Genomic DNA, 17,198 nt, shown 5'->3' with positions numbered 1-17,198 from the left:
GCCGGTCGATCCGATCAGGTGGTCGAACCGGGCGTTCACCCCTTCTCGGCACCCAGGAACCCGGCCACCACGTCGGCGGCCTCGGCCGGGCGGTCGAAGAGCAGCAGATGACCGGCGCCCGCGACCACGTGCAGCCGCGAGTCCGGCAGCAGGGCGCTCATGACGCGCGCGTTGATCACCGGGATCGCCGGATCGTCGTCGCCGGTGAGCAGCAGGACCGGACGCCGCAGCAGCGGCAGCGTGGCCAGGCTGCTCCAGCCCGAGAGCGCCAACATCTGATAGTAGTACCCGCGCCACGACGGCGGCCGGGCGAGCCGGGCCGCGGAGTGCTCGGACATCGTGTCCGGCGCGGCCCCGCCGCCGAAAGCCGACGCCGCGTCGGCGAGCGCCGCCGCGGACCGGTAGCGGTCGAGGGTGGCCAGCACCCGGATGACGCTCGGTCGCCCCGGCACGCTGCCGATGCCGAAGTTGGTGTTGGCCAGCACCACCCGGCCCACCCGGTTCGGCACGGTCAGGGCCACCTGCTGGACGAGCAGACCGCCCCAGGAGAGACCCATGACGTCGAACTCCGAGAGACCGAGCTGCGTCATCAGCCGTGCGGCGAGGGCGCCGTGCAGGGGCAGCGGCCACGGCAGCAGCGGAGCCGGGGACTCCCCGGTGCCCGGGACGTCGTAGGCGACGGTGGTCCGGCCGGTCCGCTCGGCGAGCAGCCGCCGGAACGGCTCCCACATCTCGATGTTGCCGCCCAGCCCCATCAGCATGAGTAGCGGCCGACCGCCGTCCGGACCGGGCCGGACGTCGACGCGCACCCGCCTGCCGAGCACCTCGACGTGCCTGGGCCCGCCGGTCTCGGGCCCGGAGGCGCTGGCGGCGGACCGGAGTCGCCCCCGGGCCGGCATGACCCTCGGCTCGCTCATCGTCGCTCCCCTGGGAGGTGAATCATCTGATCGGATCAGATGATCCTGACCTATCCCGGACCGGAGCGCTACGGCACCGCCCGCAGGACCGGCAGCATGCCCGAGTCCGGCAGCGGCCGGAAGCCGACCTCGACAGGGTCGCCCACGGCGACCCGAGCCCCGCCAGACTCGACCGCGGCGAAGAACCGCAGCCCGGACTGCACCGCGAGCTCGGCCCATGCCAGCGCGTACGGGGGCTCGGCGCCGGGCAGCAGCGCCCGGTGGACCACGGTCACCGCAGCGACCACCCCGCGCGGGTCCACCTCCTCGAACGCCAGCCGCGTCCCGTGGCAGAAGGGACACCGGTACTCGGGGAAGTGGACGAACCGGCGACACCGCGCGCACCGCTGCAGCGCCAGGACACCGCGCGCCGCGGCCGCCCAGAACGGCTCGGTCAGGCCGGACGGGACCGGTGTTGGCAGCGCACCCATGGGACTACTATGCCGAGCAAGCGCTTGATCGAACAAGGCGGGTGGTGGCCATGGCGGCGCGACAGGCGTTCTCCGGGCGCGCGGCGGTGGCCGGGATCGGCATGACGAAGCTGAGCAGGCGCTCCGGCCGCAGCGTGCTCGACCAGGCGGTCGAGGCCGCCGAGGCCGCGCTGGCGGACGCCCGGCTCGCCCCGGCGGACATCGACGGCGTGCTGCTCTACCACCTCGGCGACTCGGTGCCGGTCAACGACGTGGCGCGCGCCCTCGGCGTCCCACCCGCGGTGTGGACCAACGAGATCTACGGCGGCGGGACCCAGTCCGCGTCGATCCTGGGCGACGCGGCGATGCTGGTCGACTCGGGCACCGCCCGAAACGTCCTGGTGCTGCGCGCGCTCAACGGCCGCTCCGGACAGCGGATGGGACAGGCCGGGCTGCGCCTGGGCGAGGGTGCCGAGGCCCAGTTCCTGCACCCCTACGGGATGGCGGGCCCAATCGCACTGTTCGCGCTGTCGACGAGCCGCTGGATGCACCTGACCGCCGCGCGACCGGAGGACCTGGAGGGCGTGGTCCTCGCCTCGCGCCGACTCGCAGTGAACAACCCGCGGGCGCTGCGCCGCGAGGGGATGACGAGCGAGGACTACCTCGGCGAGCCCTGGATCGCCGAGCCGCTGCGGCGCGCGGACTGCTGCCAGGAGACCGACGGGGCGGCGGCCCTGGTCGTCAGCGCCGCCGGCGCCGCCCGGCCCGGCAGCCCGGTGGTGCACGCCGTGGTGCGTGGCGGCGGGCCGGGGGCCACCGGGATGGACAAGGCGCCGGACCCGTCCTGGATCTTCACCCACTACCTGGCCGACCGGCTCTGGGAGACGGCCGGCCTGCGTCCCGCGGACGTCGACGTGTCCCTGCTCTACGACGCCTACTCCCCCATCGTGCTCCAGCAGCTCGAGGACCTCGGGTTCTGCCGCCCCGGGGAGGCGGGCGAGCTCGTCCGGTCCGGCGGAACCGACCCGAAGGGGCCGGTCCCGGTCAACCCGCACGGCGGCCTGCTCTCCGAGGGCTACGTCCACGGCCTGAACAACGTCCTGGAGGCGGTGCGGCAGCTGCGCGGCGAGGCGCAGGCGAACCAGGTCGTCGATCCGGAGTTCGCGCTGGTCACCGGGTTCGGCGGGAGCTACGGCAGCGCCGCGGTGCTGCGCCGGACCTGACGGTTCAGCCGAAGGCCGCCTCGCCGGCCGACAGCACCGCCGTCCCCCCGACGGCGGCGGCGAAGGTGCACCGCGCCGCGTCGCCCCGAGTGGTCAGCGCGAGCCGGTCCCCCGGCGTGACCGGCCCTGAGAACCGGGCCGAGAGCGTGGTCAGCTCCCACGGCTGCGCCCCGACCAGCGCCGCGACCTTTCGTGCGGCCACCCCGAGCGTGGCGAGCCCGTGCAGGATCGGCCCCGGGAAGCCCGCCGCCTTCGCGGCCTCGGGGTCGATGTGGATCAGGTGCCGGTCCCCGGTGAGCCGGTAGAGCGTGGCCTGGCCCGGGTCGGTCGCCACCTCGGCGGTGCGCTCGGGCCCCTCGACCTCGGCCCCCGCGCTCCGCGGTCCGGGGTCACCGCCCCAGCCGCCCTGTCCCGGCAGGAAGATCGAGTAGGTCGCCGAGAAGTACTCCGACTCTGCGACCACGTCGAGGATCGCGGCGCGGCCCTTGTCCCAGGCCGCGGCGATCCGGCCACGCACCTCGACGCTCCCCCGCCGCGGCAGCGGGGCGTGCACCTGGAGGGTCTGCGAGCCGTGCAGGGACCGCTCCGGGGTGAAGGCGCCCGCCGCCCCCGCCGCGTCCGCGACCCACAGCCCGAGCGGGAGCGCGAAGGTGGGCAGGACCCGCAGGTCGCGCTCGAACACCAGGGGGAGGTCGTCATGCGCGGCGCCGACCGCCAGTGCGTACAGGATCGCGTCCCGCTCCTCGTACGCGACCGTGCGCGACCCGAGGTCGGTCCCCACCATCTCCGCCAGACCCATCGTGACCTCCGTCGTCGACTTGTTGAGCTAGCGCTTGGTTGTACAGTAGGAAGGGCCGGTGGAGGGGTCAATCACCCCCGGACCGCACCGGTCCGTCATCGCCGACGCGCCCGCAGGGAGCCCCAGATGCGATTCGCCTTCACCGACGAGCAGGAGGAGCTCCGCGCCGCGCTGCGCGACCTGCTCACCGACCGCGCGCCCTCCGCGCGGGTCCGCGAGATCATGCAGACGCCGGACGGCGTGGACCGCGAGCTCTGGCGCGCGCTCGCCGAGATGGGGATCGCGGGGATGCTCGTCCCCGAGGAGTACGACGGGCTGGGCTTCGGGTTCCTCGAGCTCGCCGTCGCCCTCGAGGAGGCGGGCCGCGCCCTGCTCCCCGCGCCGCTGCTGAGCACCGCCGTGCTGGGCGTGACCGCCGTCCTGGCGGCCGAGGACCCGGCCCGCGCCGCCGAGATCCTTCCCGGCGTGGCGGCCGGGACGATCACCCTGACCGTCGCCCGCTCGGCGCCGGCCGCCTGCACCGCCGTGCTCCGGGCAGACGGCCGGTGGCGACTGACCGGGGACCTCGGGACGGTGCTCGACGGCGCGTCCGCCGATCTCGTCGTCGTCGCGGCGACGGACCCGTCGGGGGCGACGCGGCTGTTCACGGTCTCGTCGGACTCCGGCGCCCGACTGCCGACGATGGACCAGACGGTGCGGCTCGCCCATCTGGTGCTCGACGACACCCCGGCCACCCCGCTCGGCGGCGCCGGCGTCGCCGAGGCCGTCCTGGCCCGGGTCGAGCAGCTCGCGGCCGTGGGCCTCGCCCTGCTCGCCGTGGGCGGCGCGGCGACCTGCCTGGACGCCAGCGTGGAGTACGCGCGGACCCGGGTGCAGTTCGGCCGCCCGATCGGCTCGTTCCAGGCGATCCAGCACCGCTGCGCGGACATGCTGCTGGAGGTCGAGTCGGCGCGGTCCGCCGCGTACTACGCCTCGTGGTGCGCGGTGGCGGACCCGGCGGCCCTGCCCGTCTATGCGTCGGTCGCCAAGTCCTACGCCACGGAGGCCTACCGCCGGGCCGCGGGCGAGCAGATCCAGATCCACGGCGGCATCGGCTTCACCTGGGAACACGACGCCCACCTGCACCTCAAGCGGGCCGCGACCCTCGAGGCCCTGTACGGCTCCCCCACCGAGCACCGCAGGCTGCTGTGGGAGTCGCTCGCCACGTCGACCGAAGCCGGGCTTGTCGAGCCGTCGGCCAGCCGGTAACTTACCAAGCAAGCGCTTGGGTAACAGGAGGAAGTGATGGGGAATCTCCGGGTCGGCCTCGGCTACGAGCTCGAGGTCAGGGGCCGCACGAAGGCCGTCGAGCAGCAGGCCTTCGAGAACTTGGTCGCGCAGGTCCGCCTCGCCGACCAGCTCGGCTACTCGACCGCCTGGATGGTCGAGCACCACTTCACCCGGGGGTTCTCGCACTCCTCGGCGCCGGACATCGTGCTGGCGGCGCTCTCCCGGGTGACGGAGCGGATCCGGCTGGGTCTCGGTGTGGTGCTGCTGCCGTTCTCGCACCCGATCCGCACCGCGGAGCGGGTCGCGACGATGGACATCCTGTCCGGCGGCCGGATCGAGTTCGGTACCGGTCGCGGCGCGTCGCCGCTCGAGTACCAGGCCTTCCAGCGGCCGTTCGAGCAGTCCCGGCAGCTGTGGGAGGACAACCTCGACACGGTGCTGGGCATCTGGGAGGCGGACGGCGAGAACTACAGCGCCGAGCACGAGTACTGGAGCGTGCCGGACGTGGGCGTCTACCCCCGTCCGGTCCAGGAGCCGCACCCGCCGGTGTGGGTCGCCTCGACCAGCCTCGACGGCTACCTGCAGGCCGCCCGCCGCGGCTACAACCTGCTGGGCATGACGATGCTCAAGGGCATCGACGACGTGGCCGAGGACATCGCCAAGTACAAGGAGGAGCTTGCGAAGCACGGCTTCGACCCGGAGACCCGCAAGGTCGGGCTGATGATCCCGTGGCACGTCGCCCCCACCAAGGACGAGGCGTACGAGAACGCCGCGGACGCCGTCATGTGGTACATCCGCCGGCAGGTCAACCTGGTCGCCCCGCCCGACTACTACGACGCCCGGCACGCCAGCCACCGGGTCCTCGGCGCCATGGCCGCGGGCCAGTCGCAGGACGAGGCGATCGAGACCCTGCGCGACAACCTGATGATCGTGCTGGACGACGTGGGCGGCTCCCGCAAGGCGCTGCAGAAGCTGGAGGAGGCCGGGGTCACCGACCTGATCGGCCAGTTCCAGGTCGGCGGTCTGGCGAACGAGCACGTGCTCAGCTCGATCAAGCTGTTCGCGAGCGACGTTGCGGAGATCAGGTGAGCGCCCCGACCGCCGCGCCCGCGCGGTGGGTGCGCCGCGACGAGCTCGCCAAGGCCGGGCTCCGGCCCGGCACGGCGAAGGGGCTGCTGCGCATCGACCCGACCGGGTCGGTCGCCGTGCCGCTGGGCCCGACCGAGGTCCCCGAGGCCCGCGCGCTCACCGCGGAGACGCTGCAGGCCGCGGGGGTGAAGGCGAGCGACCGGGTGGTCGTCGCGCTCAACTCCGACGGCGACCTGGGCGGCGCGCTGATCGCCGAGGCGGCCGCGGAGGTCGCCGCCGCGGCGGTCGCCCCGGGACCGCGCGGCCGCATGCGACTGCTCAAGGTGATCGAAGCAGTTCGGGGGTCGGTGCTGGTCATCACCCCGACGGGCGCGGCGGACTTCCTCGCCCGGCTGCACCTGGAGTTCCTGGTCGACCCGCTCGACCTGGAGCTGCGGCTGCTGGTGCTCACCGGCGAGGTGGGCGACGAGCGCACCCGGGCGCACCTGGCCAAGGAGTTCGGGGCCACGGTCGTCGAGCTGTGGACCGACCCGGTCACCACGGTGCCGGTGGCGCGCCGGGAGGGCGACACGCTCGTCGAGACCCGGCCCGGCACCCTGCACCTGCTCGGGGCGGAGAAGGACGAGGTCACCCCCGGCGAGCCCGCGGAGATCGCCGTCGCCCACCCCTGGCTCGCCGCGCTGGCGGGCACCGGGGTGCGGACCGGCTACCTGGTGACCGCGCCCGCCGAGGGCGACGCGGTTCCGGCGCCGGCCCAGACCGGCGGCGACCTACTACTGGTGCGCGGGCGCTGGCTCTCCATCGCGGCACTCACCAAGGCGCTGCGCGGCATCGACGGGATCAGCCATTGGCGGCTCGACGTGGCCCGCGAGGGCACGCTCGACGCGGCCACGCTGACCGTGTCGTTCAACCGCGCCAGCCTGGTGCAGAACGGCATGTGGCGCGGTCGCATCCAGCAGACCCTGGCCACCCTCACACCGGTGTCGATCGCGGTCGAGATCGATCCCGAGGTCCGGGAGACGCCGCAGCCGCCGGTGATCGCCGACGCCCGCGGCCAGCACGTCGGGACCCCCTGACCAGGTTGAGGAGAACCCCATGACCGAGACCACCCACGAGCTGAACCCCGCGGACTTCCGCGCGGTCCTCGGCCACTTCGCGACCGGGGTCGTGGCGATCACCGCCGTCGACCCCGCCACAGGGCGACCGACCGGGCTCGCGGCGAACTCGTTCACCTCCGTGTCGCTCGACCCGCCGCTGGTCGCCTTCTGCGTGGCGCACACCAGCAGCACCTGGCCGCTGCTCAAGGCCGCGGGCACGTTCGTGGTGAACGTGCTGGCGGCCGAGCAGGAGCACGTGTGCCGCCAGCTCGCGGTCAAGGGCGGGGACAAGTTCGCGGGCCTCGAGTGGGAGCCCTCGCCCGGCGGCGCGCCGATCCTGGCCGAGGGCCTCGCCTGGCTGGAGGCGGACGTGGCCGCCGAGCACCCCGCCGGGGACCACACCATCGTCGTCGCGAACGTACGGCACATCTACGCGTCCGAGCGCACCCCGCTGCTGTTCTTCCGGGGCGCGTACGGCGGGATCTCGGGCTGACATGGACCTGACCTTCAGCGACGAGGACGAGGCCTTCCGCCGCGAGGCCGCCGACTGGCTGGCCGCGAACCTCACCGGCCGGTTCGCGCAGGCCCGCGGGCTCGGCGGCCCCGGCCGCGAGCACGAGGCCGTGGAGCTGCGCCGGGAGTGGGAGCGCGAGCTCGGCCGAGCGGGCTGGACCTGCCTGGGCTGGCCCAAGGAGCACGGCGGCCGCGACGCGACGCTGCCACAGCAGGTGATCTTCCACGAGGAGTACGTGCGGGCGCAGGCCCCGACCCGCGTCGGGCACATCGGCGAGGGCCTGATCGGGCCGACCCTGATCGCGCTGGGCACCGACGCGCAGAAGGAGCGGTTCCTGCCGCCGATCGCCCGCGGCGAGGAGCTGTGGTGCCAGGGCTACTCCGAGCCCGGCGCCGGCTCGGACCTGGCCGGGGTGAGCACCCGGGCGCGGCTGGTCGACGGCCGCTGGCACCTCGACGGGCAGAAGGTGTGGACCTCGCTGGCGCACGAGGCGGACTGGGCCTTCGTGCTGGCCCGCACCGAGCCCGGCTCGAAGCGCCACGCCGGGCTGTCCTACCTGCTCGTGCCGATGGACCAGCCGGGTGTGACCGTGCGGCCGATCGTGCAGCCCACCGGCACCAGCGAGTTCAACGAGGTCTTCTTCGACGACGCCGTGACCGACGCGGACTGCGTGGTCGGCGAGGTCGGGCAGGGCTGGCGGGTCGCCATGGCCACGCTGGCCTATGAGCGCGGCGCCTCCACGCTGGGCCAGCAGCTCGCCTTCCGGCACGAGTTCGACCACGTGCTGCGCCGGGCCGCCGAGCTGGGCACCACCGACGACCCGGTGCTGCGCGACAGGCTGGTGCAGTCCTGGGTGCGGCTGGAGATCATGCGGCTCAACGCGCTGCGCACCATGACCTCCCTCGGCGGCGGCGAGCCCGGCCCCGAGGTGTCGATCGCCAAGCTCTATTGGTCGAACTGGCACCGGGACTTCGGCGAGCTCGCGATGGCGGCGCTCGGCGAGCAGGCGCTGGTCGCCGAGGGCCTGCCCTACGAGCTGTCCCTGGCCCAGCGGCTGTTCCTGTTCAGCCGGGCCGACACGATCTACGCGGGGTCCAACGAGATCCAGCGCACCATCATCGCGGAGCGCACCCTCGGGCTGCCCCGCGGACCTAAGTGAGGCGAGACGCCGTGACCGTTCCCCCGTACCCGCCCGGCAGGGGCCTGCTGGAGGGCAAGATCGTGCTGGTGACCGCAGCGGCGGGCACCGGCATCGGGTTCTCCGCCGCACAGCGGATGGTCGAGGAGGGCGCCACCATCGTGGTGTCGGACCGTCACGAGCGCCGGCTCGCCGAGACCGCGGAGAAGCTCGCCGCGCTCACCGGTTCGGCGGACGAGGCGCCGCTGGCGATCCCGTGCGACGTCACCAACGAAGCCGCGGTCCAGCGGCTGATCGACGGTGTGGTCGAGCGGCACGGCCGGTTGGACGTGCTGATCAACAACGCCGGGCTCGGCGGCACCGCCGAGGTCCACGAGATGACCGACGACCAGTGGGCCAAGGTCCTCGACGTTACGCTCACCGCGACGTTCCGGGTCACCCGTGCGGCGCTCAAGGTCTTCTACGCGCAGGGCTCGGGTGTGATCGTCAACAACGCGTCCGTGCTGGGCTGGCGCGCCCAGGCCGGACAGGCCCACTACGCCGCCGCCAAGGCCGGCGTCATGGCGTTCACCCGGTGCGTTGCGATGGAGGCCGCCCCCCGGGGGGTCAGGATCAACGCGGTGGCGCCCAGCCTGGCGATGCACGCGAACCTGGCCAAGGTCACCGACGACGACCTGCTCGCGACCCTGACGTCACGGGAAGCCTTCGGGCGAGCGGCCGAGCCCTGGGAGATCGCGACCGTGATGGCCTTCCTGGCCAGCGATTACTCGACCTACCTCACCGGCGAGGTCGTGTCAGTCTCCAGCCAGCACGCCTGAGCCGTGTCGACGCTCGAGGACGACACGCCCCCGGGGATCGGCCTGGGCACCCCGATCCGCGTGGTGATCGTCTCCGCCCAACCGCTGATCCGTGGCGGCCTGCGGCACGCCCTGCGCGACGCCGAGGACGTCCGGATCGTCGGCGAGGCCGAGAAACCGCTCGACGCCGTGCACCAGGTGGGCAGGCTGCGGCCGGACGTCGTCGTCCTCGACGTCGGCCCGAACGCGGCCGGTCGGATGAGTTCCCGGCTGGTGGACGAGGTGCACCGCGCAGGTCCGCCCTGCCGCGTGCTGGCGATCGCCGACGGGCAGACACGCAGCGCGCTCGCCGGGCTGATCCGCTCCGGTGTCGCCGGGGTGCTCAGCCGTGACGGCGATCCGGCCGAGCTGCCGTCGGCGATCGGGGCAGTGCACCGCGGGGACGCGGTGTTCCGCCTCCACTACGGAGAGCCCACAGCCCGTCGGCGAGCCACACAGAGCGGTGCAGGGGGTGCCGCCCGGCTGACCGCACGCGAGCGCGAGGTCCTGCAGCTCCTGGTCACGGGCCGCACCAACCGGGAGATCGCCCTCGCTCTGCACGTCAGCGAGACGACCGCCAAGTTCCACGTGCGGAGCCTGATGACCAAGTTCGGCGCAACCCGTCGCACCGAAGTCGTGTGGCTGGCCACCCAACACGGTCTGCTCTAGGCGCGGCGAGCGGGTCAGGTTTCCGTCGTCCGGGACCGCCACGTCGAAGGCGAGGTTGTAGCCCGGTCGGGTGCGCGCAGCTCGTCGGGGCCTTTCGGGCGCGCGCTGCAGGCCAGTGCGGCGGTCCGGGCCGCCGAGGACGGAGGCGGGGTCGCCGGGCTCAGGTCGAGGACGTCCGTGAGCACGCCGCCACGCGGGCCCGTGCCACCGGGCCCGCGTGGCGGCGTGCTCCCCCGTCCGGGCGCACGTCGAACTCGGTGAGGCACGCTCCCCCGCTTCGCATGACCACGAGGTGTGCTCGTCAGGGCAGGACTATCCCGTTCGGGAAGGGGAGGCCCTCCGCGCGGCCGCCGACACGGTGCCGTCCGGCCAGATCCGGAGGAGCCGCCACCTGACGGTCGGGCCCCCGCGGACCAGGTCCATGCCGAGGTTATCCCCGTAGGAGGCCCCGTCCGGGTGACGATCATGTCGGTGGTCGTCCCGCTGGCCACCTCGGAGAGATCGGCTGCCCCACGAACCGGCCGTCGGACTCCTGCCGCAAAACCTGGCGCCCTTCATCAGGACGACCAGCAGCCGCCCGTCCGGCAGCCGGGCCAGTTCGGACGGTACGTCGTCGACCTCAAGGATCGTCTCCGGGATCGCCGCGCGGACGCGAGTCGAGTGCGAGCGACATGACGTGCCCGCCGATCATGTCGCTGAATCCCAGTCTGCCCGCCCGCCAGCAGGAAACCCCAGGCCACACGACACCGTCCACCACGGGCCGCCGGGCTCAGGGCAGCCAGCCGCCACTCACCACCAGGGTCTGGCCGGTGATGTAGTCGGCGTCGGGCGAGCACAGCAGGTACACCGCGCCGGCGACATCCTCGGGCGTGCCGATCCGCCCCACCGGGATGTGGGACTCGAGCTTCTGCAGGGGGATGTCGACCAGCTCGGTCCGGCGTCCGCCGACATCGATCGTCTCCACCCCGTCCGCGCGCCCCTCGGTCAGCCTGGTCCTGATCAGCCCGGGTGCGACGGCGTTCACGGTCACCCCGTACCGGCCCCACTCCTTCGCCAACGTCGCCGTCAGGCCGTGCACACCAGCCTTGGCGGCGGCGTAGCTCGCCGAGCCCGGGGAACCGGCGACGCCCGCGACCGACGACACGGTGACCACCTTGCGGACGTGGTCCGCGGGCCGCGTCAGCAGGGGCCCGGCCGCCCGCAGGATCCGAAACGGTGCGGTGAGCAGGGTGTCGAGCATCGGGGTCCACTTCGCGTCGGACATCTCCAGCACCGGTGCGTAGGTCCCGTACCCGGCGTTGTTCACGACCACGTCGAGGGTCCCGAAGGCGTCGACCGCCGCGGCGACGAGCCGGTCCGGCGTGTCCGGCGCGGTCACGTCCGCGGGACAGCCCACGGCCCCGACCCCGAGGCCCGCCAGCTCAGCGACCGCCGCCTCGGTGGCAGCGGGGTCGACGTCGTTCACGACCACGGCCGCCCCGGCCTCGGCGAGCCTGCGGGCGATCGCAAACCCGATCCCTCGCGCGGCCCCGGTCACCAGGGCGACCCTGCCCTTCAGCACGGCTCAGCCCGCGCCGTACACGGGTTCGGGAGCCGGCGACTCGGCGAGCAGTTCGGTGACCGCCTTGCCGACCTGGGCCGGGTCCCAGCGGGCGCCGTTGTCGACCTCGGGTCCGTGCCGGTAGCCCGTCGCGACCGAGATCCGGCCGCCCTCGACCTCGAACACCCGGCCGGTGACCCCGGCGGACTCCGCGCTGCCCAGCCACACGACCAGCGGCGCGACGTTCTCCGGGGCGGCGGCGTCGAAGCCGGACTCTGGCTTCTCGAGGTGGGCGAAGATGCCCTCGGTCATCCGGGTCCGGGCCGCGGGGGCGATCGCGTTCACCGTGACGCCGTAGCGGGCGAGCTCGGCCGACGCCACCAGCGTCAGCCCGAGGATGCCCGCCTTCGCCGACGAGTAGTTGCCCTGCCCGACGCTGCCCAGCAGCCCGGCGCCCGAGCTGGTGTTGATCACCCGCGCGTTGACCTTCTCCCCCGCCTTGGTCTGCTCGCGCCAGTACCCGGCCGCGTGCCGCAGGGTGAGGAAGTGACCGGTCAGGTGCACCCGGACCACGTCCTCCCACTCCTGCAGGGAGGTCGACACCAGCATCCGGTCGCGGACGAAGCCCGCGTTGTTGACCAGCACGTCGAGCCGGCCGAACTCGGTCACCGCGGTCCGGACCAGCTCCTCGGCGCCCTCCCAGGTCGCGATGTCGCTGCGGTTCGCGATCGCGCGCCCGCCCGCGGCGACGATCTCGTCGACCACGTCCTGGGCCGGCCCGTCGGAGCCGCCGGACCCGTCGTTGCCCACCCCGATGTCGTTGACGACGACGGCGGCGCCCTGGCGGGCGAACTCCAGCGCGTGCCCGCGCCCGATCCCCCGGCCTGCCCCGGTCACGATCACCACGCGGCCCTCGACGAGGCCCGGTCCGTTCCTGGTCATGCGTTGCTCCCGCTCTGTGCGTGGTTGGTGGTCGCAGCATCGAGGAAGGCGGGCCGCTCGCCGCCGCCGTGCAGCAGCAGCGACGCACCGCTGACGTAGGCCGCGCCCGCCGACCCCAGGTAGAGACACACGTCCCCGACGTCCTCGGGGCAGGCCATCCGCCCCAGCGGTACGGTGCGCGCGACCGCCGCGACCCCCTCGGCGTCGCCGTAGTGGAGATCGGCGGACTCGGTCTGCACCAGCCCGACCGTCACCGTGTTGACCCGGACCCGCGGCGCCCACTCCACGGCGAGCGAACGGGCCAGGTTGTCCAGTCCCGCCTTGGCCGCGCCGTAGGCCGCCGTGCCGGGCGAGGGCCGAACCCCGGAGACGCTGCCGATCATGATGATCGAGCCGCCCCCCTCCTGCTCCTGCATCACGCGGTTCGCGGCCTGTGCCACGTGCAGCGGGGCGAGCAGGTTCAGCTCGACGACCCGCTGGTGCAGCCGGGGCGACGCGGTGTCCGCCGTGGCGAAGGGGGCCCCGCCGGCGTTGTTCACGACGACGTCGAGCCGGCCGTGCCGCGCGACGACCTGCTCGACCAGCCCGGCGGCCTCCGCCGGGTCCCGCACGTCCGCGGTGACCACGTCCGCACGCCTGCCGTCGACCTTCGGGACGGCGGCAGGGACCCCCCGCGCCCCCGCCACCACCGTGGCCCCGGCCGCCAGGAAGCGGCGGGTGATCCCGGCGCCGACCCCCCGGACACCGCCGGTCACCAGCACGACCCGGCCCTCGTAGTCGTATCGGACCGCCGGCCCCCATGCCTGCGCCATCGCCGCTTCCCCATCCTCGTCGGTCGGTTCCGGAACAGCCTCGCAAGGGATGGTGATTTGAGCAAGCACTTGGTTAAACTCCGCACATGGGCATCACCGCCACCACCGACGCGGGCGTCGCCGAGATCGTTCTCGACAAACCGCCCGTCAACGCATTCACCGTCGCCGACTGGTACGCGATCGCCGACGCCGTCACCGCGGCGGGCCGGGACCCGGCCGTCACCGCGGTCGTCCTGCGCGCGGAGGGACGCGCCTTCTGCGCCGGGGTCGACATCAAGGAGATCCAGGCGGAGGGCGACGTCGCGCTCGTCGGGGCCAACCGGGGCTGCTACGCGGCCTTCAACGCGGTCTACGACTGCCAGGTCCCCGTGATCGCCGCGGTGCAGGGCTACTGCCTGGGCGGCGGCATCGGCCTGGTCGGCAACGCCGACATCGTGGTGGCCTCGAGCGACGCGGTCTTCGGCCTGCCCGAGGTCGACCGCGGCGCGCTCGGCGCGGCCACCCACCTGTCCCGGCTGGTCCCCCAGCAGGTCATGCGGATGATGGTCTACACCTGCCGCAACCTGAGCGCCGAGGAGCTGGCCCGCTACGGCGCCCTGCTCGACGTGGTGCCCCGCGAGCAGCTGCGCGACACCGCGCTCGGCCTCGCCCGCGACATCGCGACCCGCAACGGCTACGTCATCCGGCGGGCCAAGGAGTCGCTCAACGGGATCGACCCGGTCGACGTCCACAAGAGCTACCGCTACGAGCAGGGCTTCACCTACGAGCTGCACGTCTCTGGGGTGGCCGACGAGCACCGCGCCGCGTTCGTGGAAAAGCGCGACCGCGACGACAGCCGCACCCCCTCCGGAAAGGAGCCCGCACGTGGCTGACAAGACCGCGACGATCGACGAGGCCGTCGCCCTCGTCCCGGACGGCGCCACCGTCGGCATCGGCGGGTGGGGCTCGCGACGCAAGCCGATGGCCCTGGTCCGCGCCCTGGCGAACTCCTCAGTGCGCGACCTGACCGTGGTCTCCTACGGCGGCCCGGACGTCGGGCTGCTGCTGGCCGCCGGGAAGGTCCGCAGGCTGGTCACCGGGTTCGTCACGCTGGACTCGATCCCGCTCGAGCCGCACTTCCAGCGGGCCCGCGCCGAGGGCACGGTGGAGCTGACCGAGTGGGACGAGGGCATGTTCCAGTGGGGCCTGCTGGCCGCTTCGCACCGGCTGCCGTTCCTGCCGATGCGCGCGGGCCTGGGCTCGGACGTGCCGCGGTTGGACACCAGCCTGCGCACGGTCACCTCCCCCTACGCGGACGGCGAGGAGCTCACCGCGGTACCCGCGCTCACGCTCGACGTGGCGCTGGTCCACCAGAACCGGGCCGACGCCCGCGGCAACGCCCAGTACCTGGGCCCGGACCCGTACTTCGACGACCTGTTCGTGCTCGCCGCGACCACGAGCATCGTCTCGACCGAGCGGATCGTGCCGACCGACCAGCTGCTCAAGGAGGGCCCGCTGCAGAGCCTGCGGATCCCCCGGCTCGCGGTCGACGCGGTCGTCGAGACACCCGGTGGCGGGCACTTCACCACCGCCGCCCCGGACTACGAGCGCGACGAGCGCTTCCAGAAGGCCTACGCCGCCGCGGCGAAGGACCCGGAGGCCTGGCCCGCCTTCCACGAGCGCCACTTCGCCGGCGACGAGGCCCACTACCAGCGGTCGGTGGACGCGTTCCACGCCGAGAACGGGAGCAGCCGACCGTGAGCACCCCCACCACGACGGTCACCCGCGCCGAGGTCTGCGTCGCCGCCTGCGCGGACGCCTGGGCAGGCGACGGTGAGATCCTCGCCAGCCCGATGGGCCTGGTCCCCACGATCGGCGCCCGGCTCTGCCGGCTGACCACGAACCCCGATCTCGTCCTGTCCGACGGCGAGGCCCTGCTGCTCGGCGAGGTCCCGCCCGTCGGCACCCCGCCCGCGGTCGTGGAGGGCTGGCTGCCGTTCCGCACGGTGTTCGACGTCGTCGCCTACGGCAAGCGGCACGTGATGATGGGCGCGAGCCAGCTCGACCGGTACGGCAACCAGAACATCTCCGCGATCGGCGACTGGGCGAAACCGAAGCGCCAGCTCCTGGGCGTGCGCGGCGCGCCCGGCAACACCGTGAACAACCCCACCAGCTACTGGGTGCCCAAGCACTCCACCCGCGTCTTTGTCCCGGCGGTGGACGTGGTGAGCGGAGTGGGCAACGACCGGGCCGCCGCGGCACCGGCGTCCGCGCGCCGGTTCCACGATCTGCGGGTCGTGGTGACCGACCTCGCCGTGCTGGACTACGACCCGGCCGGACTGCTGCGGCTGCGGTCGGTCCACCCGGGCGTGACCGTCGACCAGGTGCAGGAGGCGACCGGCTTCGAGCTCGTGCTCACCGGCGAGGTGCCCACCACCCGCGAGCCCGACGCCGAGGAGCTGCGGATTATCCGCGAGGTACTCGACCCGCGGGGCGCCCGGGACCGCGAGGTGCCGCCGGCCTGATTTCGACCTGTTCGTCCGGAGGGGCCGATGCGCACGAGGCGCATCGGCCCCTCCTTGCGTTGACAGCTCCCGAGACCGTCCCTACGATTTGAGCAAGCGCTTGGTTGGAGGATGCGATGGGGCGAACCATTCAGGCAGTGCCGGACACGGACGAGGAGCGGGTCTTCGATTCTGTGCCGGAGGCGGTCGCGGCGATCGCCCGCGGCGGCATCGTCGTGGTCGTCGACGACGAGTCCCGCGAGAACGAGGGCGACCTTGTGATGGCGGCGGAGTTCGCCACCACGGCGACGACCGCCTTCTTCGTACGGCACACCTCGGGCTTCCTCTGCGTCGCCATGCCCGACTCGCGCGCCGACGCCCTCGAGCTGCCGCTGATGGTGCCGGACGAGTCCAACGGCGAGTCGCTGCGCACGGCCTTCACCGTGTCGGTCGACGCCGCCGAGGGCGTGACGACCGGGATCTCGGCGCGAGACCGCGGCCGCACGATCCGGCTGCTGGCCGACCCAGACTGCTCCCCCGACGACCTGGTGCGCCCCGGCCACGTAATGGCCTTGCGCGCCCGGTCCGGCGGAGTGCTGGAGCGCCCGGGCCACACCGAGGCGACCGTCGACCTGTGCACCTTGGCCGGCGCGGCGCCCGTCGGGCTGCTGTGCGAGCTGCTCGCCGAGGACGGGGAGATGGCCCGCAGGCCCGCGCTGCTCGCGTTCGCCCGCGAGCACGACCTGCCGATCATCACCGTGGCCCAGATCGCCGCCCACCGCAGACGGCTGGAGTCCGGTGTGGTCGAGGTCGCGACCTGCACCCTGCCCACCCGCGTGGGGACCTTCGCAGCCCACGCCTTCCGCGGAGCGGACGGCACCGAGCACCTCGCGTTGGTGCACGGCGACCCGGCCGCGGATTCCACGCCGCTGGTTCGCCTGCACAGCGAATGCCTCACCGGGGACGTCCTGGGCTCGGTGCGCTGCGACTGCGGCTCCCAGCTGGAGGACGCGCTCGACACGATCGTCGCCGCAGGGTCGGGGGTGCTGCTCTACCACCGCGGGCACGAGGGTCGCGGAATCGGGCTGGCCGCGAAGATCGCCGCCTACGCGTTGCAGGAGCGGGGCCACGACACCGTCGACGCCAACCTGGCGCTGGGCCTGCCCGCCGACGCGCGCGAGTACGGCACCGCCGCCGGGATGCTTCACCACCTGGGCCTCGCCCGGGTGCGCCTGCTGACCAACAACCCCGACAAGGTCGACGCGCTGCGGGCGGCCGGGATCGACGTCGTCGAGCGGGTGGCCCGGCCCAGTGCAGTCACCGCCGAGAACGTGGCCTACCTCCGCACCAAGAACGAGCGGATGGGGCACCGGATCGCCGTGCTCACCGGTACCTGACAGCGCACACGGGAAAGGGCTCGC

18 protein-coding genes are annotated in these 17,198 nt (G+C 73.4%); 12 read left to right on the top strand and 6 right to left on the bottom strand.

From position 1 onward, the window contains the following. Positions 1 to 35 precede the first annotated feature (35 nt). Positions 36 to 917, bottom strand: a complete 882-nt coding sequence (locus ACFQH9_RS19510) for an alpha/beta fold hydrolase (protein ID WP_379567593.1) — start codon at positions 915 to 917, stop codon at positions 36 to 38. A 68-nt stretch (positions 918 to 985) separates the two neighbouring features. Next, positions 986 to 1,387 (bottom strand): Zn-ribbon domain-containing OB-fold protein, encoded by a 402-nt coding sequence (locus ACFQH9_RS19505; RefSeq protein ID WP_379567592.1) that lies wholly within the window; start codon positions 1,385 to 1,387, stop codon positions 986 to 988. 50 nt (positions 1,388 to 1,437) lie between these two features. Here ACFQH9_RS19505 and ACFQH9_RS19500 point away from each other — a divergent pair, with 50 nt between their 5' ends. Further along, the gene (locus tag ACFQH9_RS19500) at positions 1,438 to 2,589 is read left to right on the top strand and encodes a thiolase C-terminal domain-containing protein (protein ID WP_379567591.1); all 1,152 of its coding nucleotides are present in this window, start codon (positions 1,438 to 1,440) and stop codon (positions 2,587 to 2,589) included. Positions 2,590 to 2,593: 4 nt separating this feature from the next. On the opposite strand, the gene ACFQH9_RS19495 is transcribed toward ACFQH9_RS19500, so the two are convergent. Further along, positions 2,594 to 3,388 (bottom strand): MaoC/PaaZ C-terminal domain-containing protein, encoded by a 795-nt coding sequence (locus ACFQH9_RS19495; protein ID WP_379567590.1) that lies wholly within the window; start codon positions 3,386 to 3,388, stop codon positions 2,594 to 2,596. A 126-nt stretch (positions 3,389 to 3,514) separates the two neighbouring features. On the opposite strand from ACFQH9_RS19495, the gene ACFQH9_RS19490 reads away from it, so the two are divergent. The 7 genes from ACFQH9_RS19490 to ACFQH9_RS19460 are packed head-to-tail and all read left to right on the top strand — an operon-like array spanning position 3,515 to position 10,000. After that, positions 3,515 to 4,636 (top strand): acyl-CoA dehydrogenase family protein, encoded by a 1,122-nt coding sequence (locus ACFQH9_RS19490; protein WP_379567589.1) that lies wholly within the window; start codon positions 3,515 to 3,517, stop codon positions 4,634 to 4,636. A gap of 36 nt (positions 4,637 to 4,672) precedes the next feature. After that, positions 4,673 to 5,746: an LLM class flavin-dependent oxidoreductase gene (locus ACFQH9_RS19485; protein WP_379567588.1), complete on the top strand. Its 1,074-nt coding sequence runs from the start codon at positions 4,673 to 4,675 to the stop codon at positions 5,744 to 5,746. Further along, entirely contained in the window at positions 5,743 to 6,822 is a 1,080-nt protein-coding gene (locus ACFQH9_RS19480) for a hypothetical protein (RefSeq protein ID WP_379567587.1), read from the top strand. Before ACFQH9_RS19485 ends, ACFQH9_RS19480 begins: the two co-directional genes overlap by 4 nt. 19 nt (positions 6,823 to 6,841) lie before the next feature. After that, positions 6,842 to 7,336: a flavin reductase family protein gene (locus tag ACFQH9_RS19475; RefSeq protein ID WP_379567586.1), complete on the top strand. Its 495-nt coding sequence runs from the start codon at positions 6,842 to 6,844 to the stop codon at positions 7,334 to 7,336. A gap of 1 nt (position 7,337) precedes the next feature. Further along, positions 7,338 to 8,516 (top strand): acyl-CoA dehydrogenase family protein, encoded by a 1,179-nt coding sequence (locus ACFQH9_RS19470; RefSeq protein ID WP_379567585.1) that lies wholly within the window; start codon positions 7,338 to 7,340, stop codon positions 8,514 to 8,516. An 11-nt stretch (positions 8,517 to 8,527) separates the two neighbouring features. Beyond that, the gene (locus ACFQH9_RS19465) at positions 8,528 to 9,313 is read left to right on the top strand and encodes an SDR family oxidoreductase (RefSeq protein ID WP_379567584.1); all 786 of its coding nucleotides are present in this window, start codon (positions 8,528 to 8,530) and stop codon (positions 9,311 to 9,313) included. Between the two features lie 3 nt (positions 9,314 to 9,316). Continuing rightward, positions 9,317 to 10,000, top strand: coding sequence for a response regulator transcription factor (locus tag ACFQH9_RS19460; protein WP_379567583.1), 684 nt, complete (start codon positions 9,317 to 9,319; stop codon positions 9,998 to 10,000). 769 nt (positions 10,001 to 10,769) lie between these two features. On the opposite strand, the gene ACFQH9_RS19455 is transcribed toward ACFQH9_RS19460, so the two are convergent. Genes ACFQH9_RS19455 through ACFQH9_RS19445 form a run of 3 tightly spaced genes read right to left on the bottom strand, consistent with a single transcriptional unit; the run spans position 10,770 to position 13,294 of the window. Further along, on the bottom strand, positions 10,770 to 11,561 hold the full coding sequence (locus ACFQH9_RS19455) for an SDR family NAD(P)-dependent oxidoreductase (RefSeq protein ID WP_379567582.1): 792 nt from the start codon (positions 11,559 to 11,561) through the stop codon (positions 10,770 to 10,772). A 3-nt stretch (positions 11,562 to 11,564) separates the two neighbouring features. After that, positions 11,565 to 12,482 (bottom strand): SDR family oxidoreductase, encoded by a 918-nt coding sequence (locus ACFQH9_RS19450; protein WP_379567581.1) that lies wholly within the window; start codon positions 12,480 to 12,482, stop codon positions 11,565 to 11,567. Further along, positions 12,479 to 13,294 (bottom strand): SDR family oxidoreductase, encoded by an 816-nt coding sequence (locus tag ACFQH9_RS19445; protein WP_379567580.1) that lies wholly within the window; start codon positions 13,292 to 13,294, stop codon positions 12,479 to 12,481. The genes ACFQH9_RS19450 and ACFQH9_RS19445 overlap by 4 nt, the downstream gene beginning before the upstream one ends. Positions 13,295 to 13,380: 86 nt before the next feature. On the opposite strand from ACFQH9_RS19445, the gene ACFQH9_RS19440 reads away from it, so the two are divergent. The 4 genes from ACFQH9_RS19440 (at position 13,381) to ribA (ending at position 17,174) form a co-directional block, all read left to right on the top strand. Next, on the top strand, positions 13,381 to 14,166 hold the full coding sequence (locus tag ACFQH9_RS19440; protein ID WP_379567579.1) for an enoyl-CoA hydratase family protein: 786 nt from the start codon (positions 13,381 to 13,383) through the stop codon (positions 14,164 to 14,166). Continuing rightward, positions 14,159 to 15,034, top strand: a complete 876-nt coding sequence (locus tag ACFQH9_RS19435; RefSeq protein WP_379567578.1) for a CoA transferase subunit A — start codon at positions 14,159 to 14,161, stop codon at positions 15,032 to 15,034. Before ACFQH9_RS19440 ends, ACFQH9_RS19435 begins: the two co-directional genes overlap by 8 nt. Next, positions 15,031 to 15,798 carry a CoA-transferase subunit beta gene (locus ACFQH9_RS19430; RefSeq protein WP_379567577.1) on the top strand — a complete coding sequence of 256 codons (768 nt, stop codon included), beginning with the start codon at positions 15,031 to 15,033 and terminating at the stop codon, positions 15,796 to 15,798. Before ACFQH9_RS19435 ends, ACFQH9_RS19430 begins: the two co-directional genes overlap by 4 nt. A gap of 137 nt (positions 15,799 to 15,935) precedes the next feature. Next, the gene (gene ribA, locus ACFQH9_RS19425) at positions 15,936 to 17,174 is read left to right on the top strand and encodes a GTP cyclohydrolase II (RefSeq protein WP_379567576.1); all 1,239 of its coding nucleotides are present in this window, start codon (positions 15,936 to 15,938) and stop codon (positions 17,172 to 17,174) included. Positions 17,175 to 17,198 lie beyond the last annotated feature (24 nt).

The organism is Pseudonocardia lutea, assembly GCF_042658055.1.
GTDB lineage: Bacteria > Actinomycetota > Actinomycetes > Mycobacteriales > Pseudonocardiaceae > Pseudonocardia > Pseudonocardia lutea.
Note: the sequence above shows the minus strand (reverse complement) of the source record. Positions and strands in the feature narration are given on the sequence as shown.